6 protein-coding genes and 1 pseudogene are annotated in these 19,276 nt (G+C 57.5%); 1 reads left to right on the top strand and 6 read right to left on the bottom strand.

Annotated features, from left to right (window positions below; genetic code table 11):
* Window positions 1-10: 10 nt before the first annotated feature.
* From M1E04_RS24595 to M1E04_RS24620, 6 genes and pseudogenes are all read right to left on the bottom strand, one after another.
* Window positions 11-4,177, bottom strand: a pseudogene (locus M1E04_RS24595) (hemagglutinin repeat-containing protein); the annotation flags it as partial.
* A gap of 137 nt (window positions 4,178-4,314) precedes the next feature.
* Complete coding sequence (locus M1E04_RS24600) at window positions 4,315-4,869, bottom strand: hypothetical protein (protein WP_244656892.1); 555 nt, start codon at window positions 4,867-4,869, stop codon at window positions 4,315-4,317.
* A 993-nt stretch (window positions 4,870-5,862) separates the two neighbouring features.
* The gene (locus tag M1E04_RS24605) at window positions 5,863-6,459 is read right to left on the bottom strand and encodes an imm11 family protein (protein WP_192130598.1); all 597 of its coding nucleotides are present in this window, start codon (window positions 6,457-6,459) and stop codon (window positions 5,863-5,865) included.
* A 1-nt stretch (window position 6,460) separates the two neighbouring features.
* Entirely contained in the window at window positions 6,461-14,848 is an 8,388-nt protein-coding gene (locus M1E04_RS24610; RefSeq protein ID WP_456292179.1) for a two-partner secretion domain-containing protein, read from the bottom strand.
* 31 nt (window positions 14,849-14,879) lie between these two features.
* Window positions 14,880-16,601 (bottom strand): ShlB/FhaC/HecB family hemolysin secretion/activation protein, encoded by a 1,722-nt coding sequence (locus M1E04_RS24615; protein ID WP_456292180.1) that lies wholly within the window; start codon window positions 16,599-16,601, stop codon window positions 14,880-14,882.
* An 845-nt stretch (window positions 16,602-17,446) separates the two neighbouring features.
* Window positions 17,447-18,082, bottom strand: coding sequence for an HAD family hydrolase (locus tag M1E04_RS24620; protein WP_236469186.1), 636 nt, complete (start codon window positions 18,080-18,082; stop codon window positions 17,447-17,449).
* Between the two features lie 756 nt (window positions 18,083-18,838).
* On the opposite strand from M1E04_RS24620, the gene M1E04_RS24625 reads away from it, so the two are divergent.
* Window positions 18,839-19,165 (top strand): four-helix bundle copper-binding protein, encoded by a 327-nt coding sequence (locus M1E04_RS24625; RefSeq protein ID WP_374935943.1) that lies wholly within the window; start codon window positions 18,839-18,841, stop codon window positions 19,163-19,165.
* The last annotated feature ends 111 nt before the right edge of the window (window positions 19,166-19,276 follow it).

Below are 19,276 nucleotides of genomic sequence, written 5' to 3' on the forward strand. Positions count from 1 at the left end.
GCGCTTTGCTCAGGTAGTTGTTCTGAACAGCATTTGTCCCCGCCTGCGCCCCCGTCACCGCACCGCTCAGATCACCACCAGCAATCCCCCCAGCCAGCCCTGCCGCCAAGCCCGACAGCGCTGAGACCGTTTCTTTTTGCTGCTGCGTCAGATCCGCCGTTGCCGTGCCCGGATAGAGTTGGCGCGCGATGAGCTCGCCTGTCGCAGCTCCCGCAGCCCCCGCTCCCGCAGAATTGCCTTGTGCCTGCGCCACCACCGCGCCCAATACGGCATGGGCCATGATATTGAGCGCGGTGTTATCGCCAGTCGATTTCTTGATGACCTGTGCCAGGTAAGGCGCCGATGCGCCCGCAATGGCTGAGCCGATATCGCCCCCCACCAGCCCTTGCAATGCCGCTGTCACCGCCTGTGCGACACGTGGGTAATTGCCGCCGACCCCGTAGTCAGCCATGATCCGTTGATAAGCATCAGTGGCAATCAGTTGTTTTTGGTAGGCTTCGACCCCCTCTTCTTTGGCATCTTTTCCAGGCTCCTTGACCCCACGCTTATCAAGTTCAGCACGCGCCTCTTTATCGGCATCGATCTGACCTTGGGTCCGCACGATGTCTACTGTCTGAGTGCCAATATCCGCAATCAACTGCACCTGCCGCAGACGCTTCTGCTCTTTCTCCTTATCGAAGATGGGGCTGATGCTGTCGTTGGCGTGTTCAACATCGTGGCTCAGCGTTGCGACGTCCTGCTGCTGTTTGGCAGGGTCGCGAATGTCGAGAGTGCCGTTGGAAATGGCCGATGATGTCGTGCCGCTGGCACTGTCGCCATGGTTGAAGGCGATCAAGGTGCCGGTGGGCATATTGCTGATGAAAGCATTGGTGCCATCGCTGCCGCTGCTGACGCTCGCGCTCTGCAACTGGCTGGTGTAGTCAGCCTTGTTCTTTAGGACGCTCCACCCGAGCGTGCCCGTGCTCAGGCGGTTCTTGTCCGGCGACGCAGTGCTCGCAATCACGCTGCCATCGAGTTGGGTATGGTTGCCCACATCGATCTGGTAACCACCCTTGCCGCCGAACAGGCCGGTTTGCTCCTGCACACTTTTATAGTTGGAATCGATTTTGCTTTTGCTGACGCTCAGGTTTGCGCTACCACCGCTGCCGATAATGGCGAAGCTGATGCCCCCGCTGACATCCGTCTGTTTGGACTTGTAGTCATCGGTGTCTTGCAGACTTTGCAGCGTGAGGTCGCGACCTACGGTGGCTTTAATCTGGTCTGCACTGACCTGAGCACCTTTGAGGACGGTATCTCGCCCACTGACCAAGCTGATCTGCTTGCCCGCATCTAGCGTCGTTTCTGTCCAGGTCGTGCCAGTACCCTTTTCGTTTCCGGTGCCCTTGTTTGCATTGGCGAAAACGCTCAGGCCACCGCCTTCGGAGCCAACGCCAAGGCTGATGCCAAGCGCTCCCCCGCTGCTGTTGTTTTTCCCATCTAGCTTTTGATTGTTAGCCGCAGCTTCCAGGCGAATATCGCGCGCGGCAGCCAGCTGCATTTCATTGCTAGCCTGAAGCTTGCTGCCTTGAACATGAATATCACCCGCGTCGCCAGGCGTACCATTACCGTCCGCCACGATGGTGAGATTATTGCCTGCCGTCAGGCTGCTGCCCTGGCTAAGGGTTTGCTCTTGGGTCTGTTTGGATTCGGACTTTTGCGAGCCCACGGAGAGGCTGATACCTACGAACTGCGCAGCGTTGTCCCCGGTCATTCCGCCGTCTTGCTGCGCTGCTTGCCAGGCCTGTACGCCGGTCAACCCTGCTTTAACACCTTGCAGCGCCGAGAGGCGGCTGTCGTCCTCGTTCTTGGCTTGCTTGGCGGTCTGGTAAGCGGCGTCCACTGCGCCACCCACGGTGCCGGATAACGCCAGAGTCAGACCGCTGGATTTGCTTTTAGCCGTCTGCTCGCTGCGGTTGTTGTTCTCAGAAGCCAAGACGCTGACATTTTGCCCAATCAGGCTGATGTCTTTGCCGGCAACCACGTCAGAGCCGCGAATGGTCAGGTCTTTGCCCGCCTGTACATCCACGCTGCCCAGCACACTGCCGATGTTGCTGGCCCGGGTGGTTTCGGTGCTGCTGGTGAACGTGTTCTTGTTGCTGCTTGAGCCCAACGTGACGCCGATGCCGCCAGTACTCAGCAGGCCTGATTTTTTGGTTGAGGACGAATGGCTTTGTTCAAAGATTTCCGTCGCGCCGTCGATCACCACATTGCGCCCGGCAATCAGGCTTGTGGCGTTGGTGGAAACCACGTCACTGGCCGCAGTGCCGATGTCTCGACCGGCACCTACGATGACGGTGTCGGCACTGACTGAAGAGCCCTGCTGGCTGATCTGGTTACTGCTGTCGATACGCGTTTTCGAGCTGCTGGACAACAACCCGCTGCTGGTTTTGGTTTTGCGGTAATAGCTGTAGTCGCTGTTCTGCGCGGCGTTCAGCGCCAGATCATTACCTGCGTAAAGGTAGGCTTCCTTGCCCGCACTCGCGCGGCTGGCGCTGAGGGCGAGGTCATTGCCTGCACTCAGGGAAAGGTTGTCACCGGCCACAAGCTATGTGCCCACTTGCTGAACATGGTCTTCCTGTTGGGTGATCTTCTTGGAATTAGAGGCCGAATGCTGTTCATTCGCCGCCGACGCCAGGTTCAAATTCCCATTGGCCACCATCGCCAGATCACGCGTTGCATTCAACTGGCTGCCAATCGCACTGATGTCCCGCGCAGCCACAACCTGGAAGTCTCGCCCCGCCTCCACAACGGTGCCGTACTGGGCCACGCTGCTACTGCGTGAGCGAGTGCCGACGCTATTGGCAGTGCGATGTTCGGCGGTAGCCAGATTTACGTCGCGCCCGGCTTGTATGCGGGTGTCGGCGCCGCTTTTCAGCGCGCCGCCGGCGCTGTTGACGTCACGCCCGGCTTGGAGAGTCAGGGTGTTGGCGGCTTCGATGCGCCCGGCGTTGTCGACAAAGTCGGTGCGTTCGGTGCGGTAGCCGCTGCTGCTCTGGTGGCTGGTTACGCTGCGTTCGTTGAGCACGTCACCGTTGATGGCACCCACGCTGACGTCGCGCCCGGCGATGATGCCGCCAGCGCGGTTGGTCAGGCTGTTGCCGGCGAGCAGGTCGAGTCGGTTGCCGGCTTCGGTGAGGCCGCTGTTGACCATGTTGCGCCCGGCGCTGGCGGCAAGGTTGTTGGTCGCGCGCAGGGTGCCGACGTTGTTGAGGTCGGTGCCGGACACCAGATTGAGATCGCTGCCGGTGATCAATGCGCCGTTTGGCGCCAGGCGGTTGTTGGCCTGGGCCAGGTAGAGCACCGGCACCAAAACTTGCTGGCCGGCAACGGTGGCGTTTTCCATCCACACAATGTCGTGGGTCAGGGCGGCGACCTGTTCGGCGGTGAGGCTCACGCCCACCGACAGATTAAGCGCCTGCTTGCTGCCGATCGCGTTGTCCATCAGGTACTGGAACATCGCCGTATCGCTGGTAATACCGTCGATGAAGCGCTGACCGGTGCGGGCGATGATCGCCTGTTGGATCAGGCGTTGTTCATAGAAACCATCACCCAGGCGTTTCTGCGCCTGGTCCGGGTCATAGCCCAGTTTGGACAGCAGGTAATCGGAACTGAGGAACTGACCGAGGTTGGTCAGTGCAGGGTTGGTTTCGATCAGGTATTTCTGCGGGTTGGAGACGAACTGGCTGTCCGGCAGGCCTTGCACGCGATTGATGACTACACCGTCAGCCGAGGTGCCGCTGCCAGGTACGATCGGGCCACTGGCCGGCGCACGGTCAACGGTGACGCCACTCAGGGTCCAGCCCTGAGGGCCGGTGCTGGCAGGCGCGCTGGCGCTTTCACCGCTGAGGCGGAAAAGGCCGCCCTGCCCGCTGGGCAAGGTAAAGCCGGGCAAGCTCAGCGGGTTGATCTGCTGCTGGGCCAGGTCAGGAGGTAATTGCTGGTTAAGGGTGATGCGGGTCGAGTAACCGGTAGCGCCGCTGGCGCCTGTAGCATCGGTACCGGTTTTGGCGCCCGCGCCCACGTAGGTATAGCCCGGGCGCACCACGGTGTTATCGATGTTGTTCTGGGTGATGACAGTGGCCGCGCCGCCGGCCTGGATGATGCCGGCGTAACGTTGGTCGCCCGTAGCAATATTGGTGACACGGCGCAGCGAGACGCTTTCCTTTTCAGTGGTGCCGGTAGGCAAGCAGCCAAGATGAAGATAAAGGAGGCAGACTCATTCGAGTTGTAAAGGGCTTAACACTCAACTAAATCCGCCAGCTTCTCGCTGAAACTTTACGTATTAAACAAAACTTTCCTCAGCAAGGCCTGCCTCTCAGCCTGAGCCCCTACGGCTGAAGTGAAGCACTGATCATAGGCAGCGATTTTCAAAACTCCACCCAAATCTTCTACTTCAAAGCAGTCGACATCCATTAACGTCTTTTCGTCCACACCCTCTACCTGAAGCAAGGATTTATTTACCCACATGACAGCGCCAACTGCCTCAATATAGCCGCTTTTTAAAACCCAGCGCCCAAGATTTTTTGATATATCTACGATCTCTTGGGTCAACGGAAAAGGAAGCCCGTTACTTCTCTTGGGCAGATGAGCATGCTCAGCGCACTCAACTTCAAAGAGCGTAAGACTCTCGGCATTCTGCCAACGCTCATACTCAGCGTCGTAAATTCGCGCCTGAACAAATCCGGACTCATCGATCAACCCTTCCATCAAGGATTGGGCCACCTCAATCGAGTTAGCCAAGTGCTTCATATCAAGCCGATAAATCGCTTTATCTGCCACATACGAAAACTCAACAGAACCGTTTGCCAGTTCAATAAAAAACTTCGACACTTATTTTTTATCAAGTAATCCGAGACGTCCGTCAACAATAATCTCTTGCCCGAGAATCCATCAGTGACGGCACTTTCATTAATTTTTCTGAGCGGCTGGATCAGGCTTCCCCACACATCTGAAGTGCAATCACGTAACCTCTCGTTAAAAACAACTTCAATTTCAACCATATGATTAGCCACAAAATCGTTTAGTGATCACGCTAATATTATGTTGCTTTCCGTACTCTATTACCTTGCTCGCGTCCGCCAACCCACCCCGCTGGAACCCAATGGGCAAAATCTTCGTTTACGGCGAAAATAGGGGTCAGACCACTGTTATCTTCCAAGACCTTGTAATTTACCGCCTGCACTCAATAAAATATTTCGGGAAGGGCCAATACGATAGCAGCCCCGTCATTAGCGCCCCTCCAAAGAAAGCAATCGAAGCAGGAAACATGCTGTTCACAACGCTCAAACTGAAACTATTACGACGTAAATGAGAATCCGCCAAAAACATATATAAAGAAGCAACTACAGCCCCGAAAATCGAAACACTCCTGCAAACTTTTAAAGTTCCAGTCGGCTTAACAATGTTTATACAGCATGCAAATGCAAGGGAAGGCAAAAAACTAGCTCCGCAATAAATGGAGCAGTCAACAGAATTGAAAACGCGTCCCCCCCTCACTTTCCCTGGCTAACCAGCGTTGCTAAAACAGTCCTACAAGCATGACTATTAGAGAAATTGGTTCTATGAGCAGACCTGCGAAAAAAGGGCAAAATAAAAATATGAAGAATATTTTCATTGCTAGGTATTTTTTTTAATTTCATTGCGCGCACCTTGGGCTCGCTCAATAACCCAGCAACTTACATCCGAATTTAAATCTTGGCTTACAAGCCAAATATCAACGCCACCCTCTATGCGCTGAGTTTCCACAAAACGTATATATATCGTAAAGCTATCGACCCAATCCTAGCAAAAATTGGCCGAACCACCTCACCACTAATCAAGCAACTAAGTAACAGTTTCTTGATCACCAATGACTGAGTCAAACAGGACGCCGACGATGCCAGCCGCGATCAACCGCTGCCTCACTTCCTCACTAACTATAATAGCGCCCAAATACTTTTTTAGTCTAAAAATATGACTTGCACCTACCTTATCCAGATCGATTACTAAATTGTAGAAAGCACGGTAATTGCCAGCCATATCAGGCCTGACAGGATCATCAACTTCAAACTTTTTGAAGCGCGAGCATTTTTCATCTACACAATCAATTTGCGTCTCAATGATCATCAGGAAATAGTTCTGGCAAACTTCTTTATTACTTATTTCAACTGGCGCAAAAATGACATCTCGATAAGGCTCATCAACTTCTCGCAAGCCGACTAGCGAATTCCGTGCTTTTTCGCTTAAGACTGGAACACCTGCGTATCCAGCGAGGGAATAATCAACCTCTCTACCGTCGAACTTGACATCAAGCGTATACGTACCTGGCTCCATGAAATTAACTGGAGGATCACTAAAATGCCAGTTATTTACATGCTTTACGTCGCCAAGCACCCACTTATCGCAGACAGTTACGTCTTGCCGCATTAAATAATATTTCATCTCAGTCCCTCGTAAGCCACTTATTAACTTCACTACCCACGATTACTGCCTCCTTCTTAATCCCCTCTAATGTTCTCGTCACAGCTGATTGATAAGCTTGGGTCCCTGGCTCTAATCCTCGAGTAGCCTGCTCCAAGCTACCAAATACATACTGATGGTACTCGATAGGATGAGGCCCTCTGTGTCCTGGCACCGCAACCAAATTTTCCGTGGCGCTGTTAATATTAAGATTAGCTCCATCAAAGAATTGCTGGTATTCCTTTGTCCACGCAATCTGCCCATTCGCTCCAGAGGTACATTTATTAGTGCAAATATGGTGTATGGGTATAGATTCATAATTTACGGGTGCAGGAACACTAGCCCGACCGCCATCCAATGTAACATAGCCGCCACTGTTATCTCGGTACACTGGCTTTCCTTCTGCAGTATAACGCCCAGTTGAGTTATACACTCCACCTCTAGGTCCTGTGACCGTGGCCGTGCCGTCTGCATTCCGACTCAGATGATAGTCTACTGGTACGTTGAACTCAGGTGAAGCTAGGGCTAAAGGCTTGCCTGATGGTACCTCTCCAACTGCTTTCAAGTTGCCCGTTGACAGTTCTTTCGAAAGCCCCTCTACCAAATCTGCAGACTCGGCGACCTTACCTTCCAGATAAAGTTTTTTAGCTTTCCCTAAGATTTTCTGGGCTGCATCGCCGGCGCCCGGGATCAGCCCAACACTCGCCACTGCATAGTCAAACGGATCCTCAGCCTCATAAAAGCCCTTCGCATCGCCGTAAACCGGAATGAAGTCTGATCCAAATTCAGCGAGCTGCTTAGCCAGTCGCTCTGTCTGAGCAAGGGCAATCGGGCTATCTACTTGCCTAATGCTTCGAAGCTCCGCCTCAATGGAATACGCCGCAAGCTCCTTATTTTGATCAATTTGCTTAGCCTGCTCTTTAGCCTCAGGACCGAATCTCGCAACCACCAGGCTTCTAGCAGCCGCGGATGCTTCTTGCCGTAAAAAACGACAGGTAGTACCAGCACCATTCGCAGTACAGGCCGTGGTTAGCGCCAAATCTCGATTTTTATCTAGAGCATCCAGAGCGTCAGCACGCCCGCACGCAGCGCTATCTCCGCCCTGGCATTTTTTCTTGGCAGCCCAGCGCTCTTGATTTTCTTCATGATTTAGATAGTTGTACTGTGTCGAATTTCCCGCAACCCATGCTCCGGTTTGCAAACTCTCACCGTCAGCATCGCTGTCAACCGAGGCCGCCAACACGCCAATCAACTGCGAACTCATCACCAGCAAACTTTTTCTCTTATCCTCAGGCATGCTGGCGTACTGTTTGGAGAGGCTATCCACCAAAGCCTCATTCACACCGGCTGCCAATGCGCCGGTGCGGAAATCGCCGCCAGCCGCTTCAGCTGCCAGCCCGCCCATCAACGCGTGCAGTCCAATCTTGGTGATGCCGCCGTCGGCAAATCGATTCTTGGAGACGTCACCAATCATGTTGAAGCCATAAGCAGCAAATGCATTGGCAAGGCTGCTTTGCAATGCGTCCCCAAGGCTGCCCTCCCCTCCCAGCGCCTTAGTCAGGATGGCCGATGTGCCATTTTGCAGAACCTGATTCGCAGTGAATTGACCAACACCTTGCCAAGTACTCAGTGGGCTAGCAGAGGCTACTGCGCCTGAGTTAGGCAGCGCGGTAGTAGTGCCCGTCTGCGTGCTGGTCCAGTCGTCATACAATCCTGCGGTTAGCCCTGCAGTAACACCGGATGCAACATAGCCTCGCATCGCATCGCTGGAGGTTACGTCCTTAAACACTGCGCCTAAATTGCCACGGTTATTGATCGTACTGATCGCACCATTACTGGCCATGCCGCCAAGAACGACGCTGCCCGCAGCATTGGCCCAGCCTGCCGCAGACGTGGCGGTGGCAGCAGCCGTCGCACCAGCCATCGACGTGCCCGTTCCAGCAGCGGCGATTGCACCCGTGGCAGCCCCCATCGTGAAGTAGGTAACAATGATCGCTATGACAATTTGCGCGCCGGCACCCAGGCCTGAGTTGCTGTATTTGAAGCTGTCGTGCAGCTCTTTGACCTCACGCCAGTCAACATCGCCGCGCTGCTCCATTTGCTTGATCCAGGCGAGGCTTGGGTCCGCTTGGACCATCGCGTCAATGGTCTGGCTTACGGTGTTCTGGTTAACCTGCCTTACATCAATCCTTAAGCCGTCCACGGCCTTGATCGCCAACTCGCCCTGCGCCTTCAACTCACTCTGACGCAACGTCTCGTCGGTATTACCCTTACCCTTGGCGCTCGTCCAGGCTAGGTCACCCTTGCTTTTCTCGTGGCTCTCTTGATGCAAGTCTTTAACCGCTTCGAACGTCACCGCGCCGTCGCTGGCAATCGTCAGGTCATTAGCGCTGTCGAGCTTGGCGCGCTGATACAACTGGTCGCCGCCACTGACAAGCGATAAGTCGCTCCCCGTCTTGATCTCAGTGCCGACATTGGTAACGCGGGTTACCTCATCGCGCTGGGTCTTTTTGGAGCCCCAGCCGCTGTTTTTCTTCATGTCGTAGAGGGTGTGCGTGCTGTTCTCAGCCGCCAACAAACTCAACTTATCCCCGCTGTACAGATAAGCCTCATTCCCCGCGCTGATCTTGCTCGCCACAATCGTCGTATCGCGCCCGGCCTGGCTCACAAAGTCCCCGCCTGCCGTCAACACGCTAGCCACTTGGGTAGTCTGGTCATCCGAGGTCTTGATGCGTTCCTTGCCGTGTTTTTCCTTGCCCTCGACGTTGTGCATCTCGCTGACCGACGCCACGTTGAAGTCGCGCCCGGCCTGAATATTCAGGTCTTTGCCGGCTGTGGCCGTGCTGCCGATGATGTTGACGTCCTGCCCGGCTTTCATATTGAGGTTGCCGCCTGCCGCGACGCTGGCGGCGAGGTTTTTGACGTCGGTGGTGATGCTGGATTTTTCGCCGCCGTCGCGGGTCTCGTGCTTGACGCGGGTGTCGCTGGCGGCGATCAGGTTGAGGTCGCGGCCGGCGGTCAGGTTGGCGTCTTTGCCGGCGGTGAGTGCGCCTCGGTTGGTGAGGTCGCGCCCGGCGTCGATGGCGAGGTTTTCGCGGGCGACGATGGTGCTCGCGCTGGTGTCGGTGAGGGTGCGCATGCCGGCGCCGTCACGTACCTGGATCGCGGTGTTGTCGTTGGTGATGTCGCCCTTGAGGGCGGCGAGGCTGACTTGGTTGCCGCGAATTTCGCCGGCCATGGCGTTGCGGATGCTGTCCTGGGCCAGCAGGCTCAGGTTGTTGCCGGCTTCCATCAGGCCGCCGGTGTAAATGCTGCCGCTGCTGACGGCGGAGAGGTTGTTGCTGGCGCGCAGGGTGCCGACGTTGATCAGGTCGCCGCCGGTGACCAAGTTGAGATCGCGGCCCTGGATCAGGCTGTTGCCGCGTACGTTGCGTGATTCGGCCTGGGCCAGGTAGAGCACCGGCACGAGGACGGTCTGGCCGTCGACCACGCGGTTTTCCATCCACACGATGTCGTGGGTCAGGGCGCCGACTTGCTGGCTGGTGAGCGTCACGCCGAGGCTCAGGCGCAGGGCGTCTTTGCTGGCGAGGGCGTTGTCCATCAGGTAGCGGAATTGGTCGGCGTCGCTGTAGAGGCCGCCGGCGAGGAAGCGTTGGCCGGTTTGCGCGAGGACGGCGTCGCGGATCAGACGGCTCTCGTATTGGCCATCGCCCAGGCGGCGCCAGGCGTTGTCATCGGTTAACCCGAGTTTGCCGAGCATGTAATCGGAGCTGAAAAAGCCCGTGGTGGTGGCAAATTCCGGGTTGGTCTCGATCAGGTAATGGCTGGTCGGGTCGGGGTTTTTGACGAACAGGCCGTACTCGCCCTTGGGCGTCTGGAAGTTCGGCGCGGTGGTGGGGTCGACCGGCGCGAACGGCGTGCCGGTGTAGTCCACGGGTACGAAGCCGCCGCCGGGGGCGACGCTGGCGACCGTCAACACGCTACCGGCGGCTTGGGCGCTCGGGTCGTTGGCGTGTTTGCTCAGGTTGATGTTGATGCCGCCGACGGGGATGCCGGTCTGGTCATCGCCCAGGGTGCCGGTCAACTGCGCCAGGGTGTTGTTACGCAGCGTGCCGTTTTGCAGGGTGCGCGCGACGTTGAGGTTGACGGTGCCGCCGGCCTGCATCGTGGCGGCGTAGCCTGGGCCGCCGTTGTCGGTCCAGGTGGTAACGTCGCTTGAGTGGGCGAAAGGCTGGCTGTCGGGTGAGCGGTTTTTCAGTTCCTCGAAGCGCGCCTTGTCGAAATTCCCAGCCGCCGTGGCCGCATTGAACGCTGGAACGTCGACATATTGCATGCGTTCAAACAAATCGTCGGAAACGTGACCTGGCGTGCTGACGACAATCTTGCGCTCCCCTGTGCGTGTCGCGGCGCCCTGATTCAGCAGGTCACCGGCGGTGATACTCAGGTCGCCATTGGCAGCCATCAGGCTGTAGCGGTTCTGCACATTGTCGCCTTGCACCAGCATGTTTTTGCCAGCCACCAGGCGCGCAGCTACCGAATCCTTGGTCGCCGCCTCAAGGTACGTCTCGTAGATGGTGATCTCGCCACGTTCCCAGCTGTCTTTCTCGCCGCAGTGCTGGTAACAGATCCAACTCAGGCTGCCGGTGGTCAACGTCTGCCCGAGTTCGAACTCGTCTTTGGCGTTTTCGATAAAGCCTGCATTGATGCCGATGGAGCCTTCGCTTTCCACGGTGCCGGAGCGGTTGCTGAACAGCGCCGCCTTGCCGCCATCCGCCGCTGCAAAACTCAAGTCGCCCTTGCTGTAAACGTCGCCATACAGGTTGCTGAAACCATTGCCGCGCAACGTCATGTCGCCGCCGCTGAACAACAGCGTGTCCGCCGCATTGTTGATGCCGTTGACGGCCGTCAGGTTCACCGCGCCTTGAGCACCAAGGGTGCCCCGGTTATTGATCTGCGTCGCTGCGATGTCCAGCTGCTGACGCGCGGTGAGGAAACCGAGGTTGTCCAGAGTCCCGCCCAGCTTGACCTGGGTATTGAGGCCTGCGAGACGGCCGCCGTTCTGGCTGAGGTTATTCGCCGCCACACTCAGTGTTTGCAGGGCTGACACCCGGCCGCTGTTGGTCATGTCGCCGGTGGTGGTGATGCTTAGGTCACCGTCGCTGAGCAGTTCGCCGCCGTTGTCCAGGCTGGCTACGTCGAGGATCAAACCCTTGCCGCTGGCCATGCGATCGCCCGCCTTCAGGGTCAGGCCTTGGGTACTTTTATAGGTCAGGACTTCGTTCAGTTGCACGCGCCCCAGGCCATCGACGTTGCCGAATGCCCAGTCGGCGCTGCCCATACCGTTGATAGTGCCCTGGCTACCGGAGAGGCTGGCGGTGTTGAGGCGGAACAGGCCAGAACCTGCGTGCTGCAATTGCCCGGATTGGTTGTTCAGGCTGGCGGCATCGAGGCTAAAAGCCGTGCTCCCGAATTCGAGGGTGCCGTTCTGGTTGTTGAGTGCGCCGCTGAGGTTGAGGCTACTACTGGCACCGGCCAGTGCACGCAGCTGGCCGCCGGCGCTATTGTCGAGGTTGCCGCCCGTGAAGGTCAGACCCTGGTTGGCCTCGATCAGGCCGCCGTTGTTGGTGAGCGTGTCGCGTGAAGTCAGGTTGATCAGGTTGCCGCTGATCTGGCCATCTGCGCTGTTGTCGAGGCTGGCGCCGCTGACGGTGGCCTGTTCTTTGGCGAACAGTTTGCCGCCGCGATTGGCCAGGGCTTCGACGGTCAGCTGCAAGTTGCCGAGCAAGCTTGCCATCAGGCCGCCGTCGCCGTTGTCCGCCGCGTTGGCGGTGACGGTCAGGGTATCGCCCTGCACGGTGCCACCGCTGTTGTTCAGGCTGCCGGTATCCAGCTGGGTGTGCGCGCCTGCGCTGAGGATCAGGCCTTTACGATTGGACACATCGCTGCCGCTATAGCTCAGGCCTTGATCGCCAGCCAGCAGTTGGCCGCCGCCGTCGTTGTTCAGGTGTTGGGCGGTGATGTCCACGCGCTTGCCGCGTAAAGTGCCGCCGATGTTATCGAGGGTAGTGAGGGCCTTGACCAGAATGCTGCGCTCACCCGCATCAAGGGTGCCGCCAGCGTTGGTCAGCAGGTCGCTGACGTTGAAGGTGATGTCGCCGCCGTCGCTGACCAGGGCACCTTTATTGCTGTTGGTGAAGGTCGGCGCAGTCACTTCGACCGACTGGCCGAGCAGGATGCCCGCGCTGTTGTCGAGGCGCTCGCCGTCCAGCTGCAACAGGCCTTCGCTTTGAATGCGGCCTTGGGCGTTGAGCAATTGGCCCGGTCCTTTGAGCAGCAGGCTCACCCCTTGCGCACCACCGGCCAGCAGGCCAGCGTCACGGTTGTCCAGGCTGGACGCGCGTACGTCGAGTTGATCACCCAGCACACGCCCGGCGCGGTTGTCGATGTCACCGCCACTGGCGTCGAGCAGCAGCTGCTTGCCGACGATCACGCCGCTCTGGTTATTGAGTTTCGCAGCGTGAAGCTCCACGTTGCCCTGCCCGGATTGCAAGCGGCCCTGAGCGTTATTGAGCTGCTGGGCGGTTACCACGGTCAACTTGCCGGTATTGGCGCTAAGTACGCCATTGGCGTTGCTGCTAACGCTGCCTGCGTTGAGATTCAGGTCGGTGCCGGCCTGGGCAAAACCCTGGCTGTTATTCAAGGCATTGGCGACGGAGAGGTTCAGCGCGCCGTTGTCGGCCTGGATCAGGCCCTTTTGGCTGTTGTCGAGGTCGCCGGCGTTCACCGTCAGCGCACCGGCGACCAGCACGCCGTTCTGGTTGTTGAGGCTGGCTGCGTTGACCGTCAGGTCGTTGGCGACGATTTGCCCGCCACTGTTGTTCAGGGCGGCACTGCTGAGCACCAGGCTGCCGCCGGCCATTTCAATGCGGCCCTGGCGGTTATCCAGGGAGGCCGTGTCGAGCGTCGTGGCCTGGCCTTCACCGAAGCGAATCAAGCCGCCCAGGTTGGCAATGGCAGGTGCGCTGATTGCCAGGTTTTGCTCGCCGAAGATGCGTGCGGTGGCGCCCTGATTGGTCAGGTTGCTCGTATTGACGCTGACGGTTTTGGCCTGGACGATGCTGCCCTGGTTGGTCAGCGCCTGCGCGGCGGTGATCGCCAAGGCGCGGCTGGCCAGCAGGTCGCCACTGGTGTTGACGGTTTGCGCGTTCACCACCAGGTCGCCGGTGGCGTTGCGGCTGTTGTCCGCTGCCACGCCCGCTTCTATGATGCCGGCGTTGGTCACGCTGGCCGCGTTCAGTTCAATGCGTTGGCCGGCGGCCACGCTCTTCTGGTTGACCAGGGCTTGAGCGCTGGTGATGTTTACGTTGCCGGTGGCGTAAACCTTGTCAGTCAGGTTAACGCTCTGCGCCGTAACCCTTACGTTACCGGTGGCCGCCGCCTGAGCCATGCTCAGGCGCCCATTGGCATCCAGTTGAATATCCCCGCCACTGGCCGCCAGCGTGCCGTCGAGCTTCACGCCCACACCGGCCTCGGTGCCCACCAGTTTGATCGCGCCGGCGTACATCCCGCCCAGGGCCGACGAGTCAATCGCCAGCTCGGGCTTGGTGCTGCCATCGTCTGCGCGGGGTGTGGCTGTCAGGCTTTGGGCGTCCACATCGTTGCGACCGGCGATCACATTCAGTTCGCGCGCATTGATCTGCGCGTTGATCTTGGCCGAGCGGGTGATGATGTCGAAGCGGTCGACGTTGCTGGCGTTCAAGCCTTCCCCGTCGATGGTCACGGCGCCGCCGTCGACCTGGTAGCTTTTCAGTTGGCCGTTCGCGTCGAGCACCGGCTTGCCGGTGGTGAGGGTGACGTTCGGTGTGTTGATGAAGCCGCAGCCGCTGCAGGTAACACCGTACGGGTTGGCAACGATGACTTTGGCCGACTGCCCCGCCACTTCGGTGTAGCCGCGCAATTGGCTGGGGTTGCTGCCGGTGACTTCGTTGAGGATAACGTTGGCCGCGCCGCCCTTGAGGTTGGGGTTGCCGACGATATAGCCGCCCAACTGGGTGTTGGCCACAATGCCGGTGGCGTTGTTGAGGATCACGCCGTTGGGGCCGACGTTGTAGTCCTGGAACTTGTTATGGGACAGGCCGCTGCCGTTCGGCGTGGCGATGTTCACCACGGGCACGCCGTTGCCCGCCTGGCCTACGGTGGTGCCCGGGGCACTGACCACGATGCCTTCGGCCTGAGCCAGCAGTGGCTGCCAGAACAGCGCATTGATCAGGATCAGCACCAGGCCGCGCTTGGGCAGGCCGAAGAACGAGTCCCGCGGCTTCAGCGCAGAAGAAGGTTGGCGAGCGAGGAAGGCAAACTGGCGAACGTCCATTGTCAGATTCTCGATGTAACGGGGCGTTGAATTACAGGAAGAAATCCATACGGAAGTAGATCGGCGCTTCGCGCTCGGTGACTGCTCCCGGTCTTTCTAAAGAATGGGCAAAGGTCACGCTGGTGCTGACGTACTTGCCCCGAGCGAACAGCTCCAGGGAATTGCTGGACACTCGACCATGCACGTCGCCGTTGTAGCGGTCGTTGCTGATCACGCCCTGGTCGTAGCCGACGCTGGTGCCGTACTCGGCAAAGGCCGGGCGCATCCAATCCAGCGTTACCGGGCGTGCCCAGCGCACTTCGTTGCGCCAGTAACCGCCGCTGTCGCCGGTAAGCTGCTGGTCCTTGAGGCCGCGTACCGAGGCCGAGCCACCCAGGCTCATGCGTTGCGGGCTGAAGAGGATGTCTTCGCTACGCTGACCGGTGGCCAGGCTGGAAAAACTGAACGACTCGCCCCACAGCGTGAACGGCTGCAGGTAGCTGACGGTGCCGGTGTATTTGCGGTAGCGCGAATTGGCCTGCCGGTTGCCGAACTCATCGCGTTCTTCTTCAGACTGGGCATCGAGCAGGCCGATGCCGTTCTGCATGCCGAGGTCAAGGTTGACGAACGCATTGCCGATGCGCCGACCGTGGTTGAGGCCGAGTTGGAGTTCGCTGAGGCGGTTACTGCTCGGCTCGGTGCGCACGTCGAGCACGTAGTTGTTGGTACGCAGATGGGCCAGGCCGACGTTCACCGAGGTCTTGCTCACGTCATCGCGATGGATCACCCGCTCGGCGCGCAGCTGGTGGTTCTCGTTATCGCCATTGAGCTTGAATTCGCTGCTGTCGGTCTGGCCGTAGGTGCGATAGTCGCTTTCGCTGTACGTGTAGCTGAAGTTCCACCAGCCCCACGGCACGTTGTAATACAGCATGTTGTTTTTCGAGGTTTCCTGGTGGTCACTGACAGCGTCGTGGCCGCTGCGCAGTATCAATTGGTCGCCCAGGCCCAGCGGACTGTCCCATTCCAGGCCCGCGTCCCATTGCTGTTCACCGGTGCTTTCCTGGCCGTCGTTGTTACGCGACAGGCTGGCGCGCCAGGGCTTCTGCGGGATGTTCCTGACCACTACGTCACTGCCGCCGATTTGCTGGCCCGGGGTCAATTGCATTTGCGCCTGCCTGGAGGGCAAGCGGTTGAGTTGGTCCACCAGTTGCTCGATCTCGCGCAGGTCGAGCGCCTCGCCGACTTTGCCTGGAAAGGCCATAGCCAGTTCGCGGTCCGTCACGGTGCTGCCCTCGGCGGCTTTCAACGCTTCGAGTTTGCCTTCGACCACCAGCACCTGCAGGTGACCGCTGGAGAGGTCCTGTTGCGGCAAGTAGGCACGGCTGGTGACGCGACCCTTGTCGATGTAGTAGTCGGTGATGACCTTGAGCAGTTCATTGAGCTGCGTCACGCCCAGGCATTGGCCGATGTAAGGTTTGAGCAGGCGCGTGCGGTCGGTGGCGGACAGGCTGTCGGCACCCTTGAGTTCGATGTCCTGGATAAGGAAACAACGGCTGTCGGCCGGCGTGGCCGGGGCCTCGGGCTTGGCCTGTTTGCCGGGCAAGTCCTGAAGCTCTTGCAGGCGGCGGCTTTGCTCCTCGAGAAGGCGGTTCTGCCGGTCGCGGATCAGATCCTGATCGCCGGGTGTGGGGGCGGCGGTGGCGCTGTTCAGGCTCACACACGTAAGCAGAAGAGTGCACAGCAATAACCGAATCCGTGGCAATGACAAGGGCATGTTCGATCCGTCGAGAAATCAGGGGGCGGCAAATTAACATCGAACCCCCGTTGATCCAAGGCGATGGATCAGATGGGCGTTCTTGACAAATAATTCTGCAAGTCTTTGATTGGTATAGGAATAAAGTACAAAAAAGAGTTACAGCCTGTTACCGGCGTGGTTGTTCCGACAAGCGGCAGCCGTTTAGTAACAGAGCGGCGAAGTTTACCGAGATGCTATTAATTAGCCATCAAGCTACTGCCGAGACACCTTAGTACCGAGGAATGCAGGAAAGTTCGCACGAGGTTTGTGAACTGGATCCCAATTATCAAACTGCCGCGCCAACTCAGAGGGTAGATCCACGCGCTGAGGTCTGTGCTTATCTCACCGGCAGGTTAACGCGCACTAAACTGCGCTTTAAACGGCATAAAGCTCACCGGAGTGAGCTTTACGCTTAACGCGTCGAGGGCTTCGATTCCCTAATTCGCTGGGACGGTGGCGACCTCGGTGTTCTCCAACAACATAGTTTGTCCGATCGCTCCTGTAATCGTTGGCCGAAACGCCAAAGCTAGTGTGCTCCGTATTCAACATAGTTTGTCACCGGCGAGCCCCCTTTACGAATAGTCGTGCTAGATGGAACAACATAGTTTGTCACGCCAATGGACTTGGCGAACGTTCACCTAGGACCTGATTCCCGTAAATCAACGCTGGCGCGAGCGAATTGAACCCTTCTCTGGTAGGCACGCTCGACCGGATCGCGGAGGCAATGGTGGAGTCATCCCGGAAATTCCGATCCGTGCCGTGCCCGGGCTGTAATGAACTGGGGCGTTGTGGGACGGATGCCATCTATTGTGGCTTGGCGAAAGTTACTCACGGCTCCGCAAGAGTTCGTCCGCGAAAGTGCGTAGCGTCCTATATCCCCCGCTTCCTTGCCTATCTAGGTAGAAGCCACGAATACCGAATGCGGTAGGACCATCACAATCACATCGCTTCGAGTCTCCCACCATCCACGCTTCGTGAGGTGATGCGCGCACGAGCTGCGTAGCGCGTTTATAGATTTCCTTTGAAGGCTTGATAGCCCCGATCGCAAAGCTGTAAGCGTAACCATCAAGCGTCGGATAAAGCCTCTTGATCGCAGCCGCATAAGGTTTCGCAAGATTTGAACATACAACTACCTTTATCCCTGCGGCCTGTAGAGCTGCTACCGCAGCTAGGCCATCAGGGTAGGCCTCAATCCTAGCCAACTCGTCATGAAGACCGGCCTCCAGCTGGTCCATTAAGATGGGCTCGACCCGGATGCCGAAAAAATCGGCAGCTTCCCTAAGGTCCATTGGTGCGGACATCAGGACCTCCGCGTCATTGGCTCCAGGTCGCCGGCCTTGCTCAATGCCAAGCTGTAATATTTTGCGGTAAGGGCGGGTGCCTGCCGTAATCTGTAGCAATGTGCCGAAGGCGTCAAAAATAGCAGTCGTAATAGGCATAAAGGAAACCTCAGTGAACATGATCCGCCATATTTATCTACGGCTTCCATCCTCCTCGTCTGCGGGGGGCGGGGCAAATGTAAGCCAAGCGAAGCCCCTTCATCGCAGGGGTAGTCAGTCAAGGGTTATGCTCGTGTATAGTCTAAGATGCCATGCATTGCAGCCCGTAGATCGATGTACGCCATCTATGACATTCCATTGGACGTTCCACACTTCACTTCTTTGTTATCTGTCGATAATTCCTATTTCTTAAACCTACCATCCCTTCATCACAGCAGGGTAAGTACTCCCGATCACATACCGTCGACTTTGGGTAATCCCATAATGCTTTTTTCCAGAGGCATGGTTTGAAAGCAGCGCTTCAGATGCTTTGCCATCAACCAAGCACCTACTCTGGGGAGGTCGGTCACACACCTTTAGGGAACATCGGAAGCTCCAATGGCTGGTGATAAAATAGGTTATTTTTTAAAAGAACCTGATAGCCTCGTTTCGTATCAACTCCAACTTGCGTTAGATTCACCCTTCTTATCACCCATCCACGGTGGGATGGCGACATAAGAAACATGCTCATCACCTGCCAGCGGTATCGACCACGATGCTGGCCTGATGGAGCTGGAACGCTCGTTCACCTGTACGGGGTGTTTGCGCGCTAGAACGCAACCTTACAGAAATGTCATAAAAATAAAGAAACCGCCTCTTGGATGAGCAGGTCGAGATGATTTGACGGGATTTTTCCTCCGTCAAGTCTCAATCGACCTGTCCACTAGGAGATGCCTGATGAATCAGTCCTTCGATAGCTGCATCGCAGCTTGTCTATCCTGCGCCGCTGCTTGCGATACCTGCGCTTCCGCCTGCTTGGGCGAAGATAACGTTAAAATGATGGCGCAATGCATCAAGCTTGACCTTGATTGTGCAGACCTTTGTCGCCTGGCAGCTGTTTTCATGGCACGAAATAGTCCGTTCGCAGCTGAGCTTTGTAAGCTATGTGCCCAAGCGTGCCGAGATTGCGCTGCTGAATGTTCCAGACATTCTCACGACCACTGCCAAGCGTGTGCCAGCGCTTGCAATCAGTGTGCTCATGAGTGCGAAGGAATGGCCGCTTAACGTGAAGCGAACCAATCTTCTTCCCATATTAGCTCGGCCCGAAACGAAAAAGAGCGTTCGGCGGACCAGAGCCGCCGATGCGCTCCGCCGTGGGGGGAGCTTTGGTTTTCA

The sequence above is a fragment of the Pseudomonas sp. AK106 genome, assembly GCF_053903055.1.